The sequence below is a fragment of the Mycobacterium sp. genome (assembly GCF_049278535.1).
Taxonomy (GTDB): domain Bacteria; phylum Actinomycetota; class Actinomycetes; order Mycobacteriales; family Mycobacteriaceae; genus Mycobacterium.
Genome location: NZ_JBAPMI010000257.1, coordinates 1 through 4,501 on the forward strand (window position 1 = coordinate 1; position 4,501 = coordinate 4,501).

Annotated in this window: 6 protein-coding genes; 5 read left to right on the forward strand and 1 reads right to left on the reverse strand. The window is 64.7% G+C overall.

Annotated elements, in window-relative coordinates:
• Window positions 1-225, forward strand: a 225-nt coding sequence (locus WAO18_RS17280) for a hypothetical protein (protein WP_422207459.1), incomplete at its 5' end; no start/stop codon positions are given.
• Between the two features lie 283 nt (window positions 226-508).
• Here the strand turns inward: WAO18_RS17280 and WAO18_RS17285 are convergent.
• A complete protein-coding gene (locus WAO18_RS17285) occupies window positions 509-964 on the reverse strand; it encodes a MarR family winged helix-turn-helix transcriptional regulator (RefSeq protein WP_422207460.1) in 456 nt (151 codons plus the stop codon).
• A 262-nt stretch (window positions 965-1,226) separates the two neighbouring features.
• On the opposite strand from WAO18_RS17285, the gene WAO18_RS17290 reads away from it, so the two are divergent.
• The 4 genes from WAO18_RS17290 (at window position 1,227) to WAO18_RS17305 (ending at window position 4,421) form a co-directional block, all read left to right on the forward strand.
• Window positions 1,227-1,961 carry an SDR family oxidoreductase gene (locus WAO18_RS17290; RefSeq protein WP_217401125.1) on the forward strand — a complete coding sequence of 245 codons (735 nt, stop codon included), beginning with the start codon at window positions 1,227-1,229 and terminating at the stop codon, window positions 1,959-1,961.
• Between the two features lie 230 nt (window positions 1,962-2,191).
• Window positions 2,192-3,046 carry an LLM class flavin-dependent oxidoreductase gene (locus tag WAO18_RS17295; RefSeq protein WP_422207461.1) on the forward strand — a complete coding sequence of 285 codons (855 nt, stop codon included), beginning with the start codon at window positions 2,192-2,194 and terminating at the stop codon, window positions 3,044-3,046.
• Between the two features lie 104 nt (window positions 3,047-3,150).
• Window positions 3,151-3,768 (forward strand): NADPH-dependent F420 reductase, encoded by a 618-nt coding sequence (locus WAO18_RS17300; RefSeq protein WP_422207462.1) that lies wholly within the window; start codon window positions 3,151-3,153, stop codon window positions 3,766-3,768.
• A gap of 128 nt (window positions 3,769-3,896) precedes the next feature.
• Complete coding sequence (locus WAO18_RS17305; protein ID WP_422207463.1) at window positions 3,897-4,421, forward strand: hypothetical protein; 525 nt, start codon at window positions 3,897-3,899, stop codon at window positions 4,419-4,421.
• The last annotated feature ends 80 nt before the right edge of the window (window positions 4,422-4,501 follow it).

Consider the following 4,501-nt stretch of genomic DNA (forward strand, 5'->3'; position numbering starts at 1 on the left):
CTTCTCGACCGCACCCTGATCTGGAACCAGCGCCACCTGCTGCACGCTCTGCGCGAATTCGAAGCCTTCTACAACCGCCACCGGCCCCACCAAGGCATCGCGAATGCCCGCCCGCTGCGCCCACTACCGCCACCGATCACCGACCCAGACCAAGTCGCCCACCTGAACGTACGCCGCCAACGACGCCTGGGCGGAATCCTCAACGAGTACGAACATGCCGCTTGACCTGCACGGATGAGATTATCGGCAAGGACAGGGCCAGCCGGATCGGGCTCATCCATAGCCGCAGGCGGCCCCGCCAATCAGCAACGTCCGGCCAATCCCGAACCCGGTTACAGGGCCAACGTTGCCTGACGTTGCACTAGCGCCTTTTGCCGGTGCGAGACGTAGTTTCGCAGCGCCTTTTACGAGCGTCTTGCTCCTTTGGCGGAGGCTCGCGCCCTGCCGACCTTGCGTTTACCGGGAGACGTACAGCGATCAGGTCAAGTCGCAGTTCCTCAGCTGCCGCCTACTGCTTTTCGAGCTTGGCCCATATCCGGGTGATGGCGGCGATGTCATCGTCATCGAGGGGATCGACGAAATATTTCTTCACTGATCCTTCGAACGTTCGCCTGATTGTCTCGGCGAAGTGCCGTCCGCTCTTGGTGAAGCTGATGAGCGATACCCGTCCGTCGCCTTGGTCGGCGTTGCGCTGGAGGTGTCCGGCGTCGATGAGGTCCTGGACCAGCCGTGATGCTCTGGTAGGGCTGACGCTGACAAGTTTGCCGGCCAGGGCTCGGACCGACTGAGGCTCGGTTTCCAGGAGCCAGCACAGGATCTCGACGGAGCTGAAGGAGATCTTGTGCTGTTCCGTCAGCACAGCGTCGATCCGCCCGGTGACCGTGGCGTGAGTAAACAGTAGGGCAAACCAGCCCTTGACCTGGTCCGGGGAAATGATCTGCGGCTGTGACACGGGTGCCTTCACACCAAGCAGCATACCTCAAGACTGAATGCCCCTCCATCTGGATGCGCGCGCACGCATCTGCTACGGTGGGTACGTAATTGCGGAAGGGGAGATCAGCCTCGTTCGCAGAGTTCTGCCAGGACCGGCGTCAACCCGCCGGCGTTACGTACCTCCGAGGTCCGCTTTGTCTCACGAAGGTCATCCGCCCTCAACGCGGATGCCTCGAAGACGGTGGCCTCGCACACCGATCGGCCGTGCGGCCGACAGAAAGGCAACGGTCACCATGCCCAAACTGGATGGCAAGGTCGCAGTGATCACTGGAGCGACGTCCGGGATGGCGTTGGCGACGGCCAAGTTGTTCGTCGCCGAAGGCGCCCACGTGTTCATCACCGGACGAGACAAGGCCAGACTGGACGAGGCGGTCGCCGCCATCGGCCACAACGTCACGGGCGTGCAGGCGGACTCGGGAAGTCTGCACGACCTGGCCCGCTTGGCCGAGACCGTGCGGGAGCAGCAAGGGCGAGTCGACGTCCTGTTCGCCAGCGCTGGCCTCGCCTCGGTGTCCGACCCGCTGGGCAGCATCACCCCGGATACGTTCGACGCGCTCGTGGGTGTCAACTTCCGAGGCACTGTGTTCACCGTTCAGTACCTGCTGCCGTTGATGAGCGACGGCGCGTCGATCATCCTGAACGGCACGACCAGCGCGACCAAGGGCATCCCCGGTGCCGGGGTGTACTCGGCGAGCAAGGCGGCCGTTCGCTCACTCGCGCGCACCTGGGCCGCCGAGCTGAAGGACCGCGGCATCCGGGTCAACGTCGTCAGTCCCGGCTCGATCGACACCGCGCTCTTCAGCACCGTCGGCCCCGAATTTCGGGAGCAGATCACCTCCGCCATACCGCTAGGACGGCTCGGGGCCAGCGAGGAGATTGCGTCCGCTGCGCTGTTTTTCGCCTCGGCGGACGCCAGCTTCGTCACCGGCGCGAACCTGGTCGTCGACGGCGGGTTCAGCCAGATCTAACGCCAAGCGAGTTCGCCGCTGCGCTCGGCATCGAGGTCCTCCGCGAGCCTCGGCTGTGGTCAGAGTATGGGCCGGACTATTACGCGGTCTTCATCCGCGACCCAGTCGGGAACAACCTCGAGTTCAAGTGCCGTGCCTCACCCGGCACCGTCACCCCGGTACGCCGAACCCAGGTCGGCGACGACGTTTGGTCGTGGCTGGCCGCACACGAATGACTGAAGGAGACACCGATGCCTGACTATGGTCATCCTCTGCGTTTCGCCACGTTCATCTCGCCCGCCAACTCCCCAGCGCACCGTCCAGTCGAATTGGCGCAGCTCAGTGAGCGGCTCGGTTTCGACTTCGTCACCTTCCAGGATCATCCCTACAAGGCCGACTTCCTCGACACCTGGACTCTGCTGAGCTGGGTGGCCGCGCGGACCGAGCGCATCGGCCTGTCCGGCAACGTGCTGAACCTGCCGCTGCGCCAGCCCCCCGCCGTGCTCGCCCGCGCGACAGCCAGCCTCGACCTGCTCTCCGGTGGACGGACGAGCCTAGGGCTCGGCGCTGGCTTCTTCTGGGACGCCGTGCAAGCAATCGGCGGACGGCGGCTCACCCCAATGCAGGGCGTGACGGCCCTGGGCGAGGCAATCGACGTGATCCGCGGGATCTGGGACGCCGACGGGCCCGGGACCCTCAATGTCGAGGGCGAGTTCTACAAGGTCCGCGGTGCCGAGCGCGGCCCCGTCCCCGCACACAACATCCCGATCTGGCTCGGCGCCCACAAGCCGAAGATGCAGGACCTGGTCGGACGCAAGGCCGACGGCTGGCTGCCGTCGCTGCCCGTCATGGAACCTGGCGGCCTGCCCAAAGGAAACGCCATCATCGACGACGCGGCACGAGCCGCAGGCCGCGACCCCCGCGACATCACCCGTCTGCTCAACATCTTCCCGGGCCAGCAGACCGCGGAAGCACTAGCCCAGATGACCCTCGAGGACGGCGTCAGCATCTTCATCCTGGCCAGCGACGACCCGGACATACTCCAACGCTTCGCCGCCGAAACGATCCCTGCCGTACGCGATCACGTCGCCTGCGGGCGTAAATAACGCGCGTGGTAGTCGCACCTGCGGCCAACGCTCTTGGTGCAACCCATCACGGCGACCAAACCATCTCAGCCGACCGACCCAGACACGACGGAGGAACACGCACCATGACCACCATCAGCATCATCGGCTCGGGCAACATGGCCACCGCCATCGGCACCCGAGCGGCCCAGCACGGTCACACCATCGAGGTAATCAGCCGCAACACCGCCAAGGCTCAGGCACTCGCTGACCAGATCGGCAACGGAGCCACCGGCGCAACGTTCGGCGCAACACCGCTCGGTGACATCGTCATCGTGGCCATCCCATACACCGACACGGTTTCCGCGGTCGCGAACTACGGCGAGTCACTCGCCGGCAAGATACTCGTTGACATCTCCAACCCGTTCAACGCCGACGCCAGCGGACTCGTGACCACCCCAGGCAACTCGGCGGCCCAGGAGATCGCCGCTGCCGCTCCCGAGGACACATCCGTCGTGAAAGCGCTGAATACGATCTTCGGCCACGTCCTCGCTCAAGACAAACCGCTCGACGCGTTCCTCGCAGGCGATAGCACCGAGGCGAAGGCACAAGTCGCCGCGTTTCTGCAGAGCATCGACTTGCGGCCCCTCGACGCGGGCGGACTCCAGATGGCCTCGGTCCTTGAATGGACCGGCATCCTGCTGATGGGGCTGGCGCGAAACGGCGCCGGCTTCAACCTCGCACTAGGCGCCGAAGTCCACTGAAGATCTCCTCTGGGTCTGGGCCGGCGACTTGTCCTGCCTGTCGGTGCCGAAAACTCGGCTACGAGCTCTGAGCTGGGAGTTCATCGTTCCGCGGACGAGCCACGTTCGGGTCGGCAGGATCGAGTCTCGTGGCTCTTCGACTGCTGTATCTGATCTTCGTCCGGCTTTTCGGCTGGGTGGTCCTGCTCGTTCGGTCCGATCGGTCCAAAGTCATCGAGATTCTGGTGTTGCGTCATCAGCTCGCGGTGTTGCGTCGGCAAGTCGCCCGCCCGCGTTGGTCATGGGCCGATCGCGCGATGGTCACAGCGCTGGCCAGGCATCTTCCGAAAGCGCGCCGAATCGGGATGCTGGTCACGCCGGGGACGCTACTGCGCTGGCACGCCGTGGTGAAACGAAGCTGGACGTATAAGCGGCGAAGACAAGTCCGTCCGCCGCTGCGGCCGGCACTGCGGGAACTGGTGCTGCGGCTGGCGGTCGAGAACCCCACCTGGAGCGAGTTCCTCAAGGCTCAGGCCGCAGGGATCTCGGCAGGTGATTTCTTCAGCGTCGAGACGATCACGTTGGCTCGGTTGTATTGCTTCGCGGTGGTGGAGCACACGGGCCGCAGGGGCCATGTAGGGGATTCCCCCCGAAGTGTGGACACCGGCTGTTAAGCGGCGAGCAGTACCTTATCGGTCTGCTGCTCGTAGTCGATCGGGCTGAGGTAGTTCAGGCTGGAGTGTCTCCTCCTCGT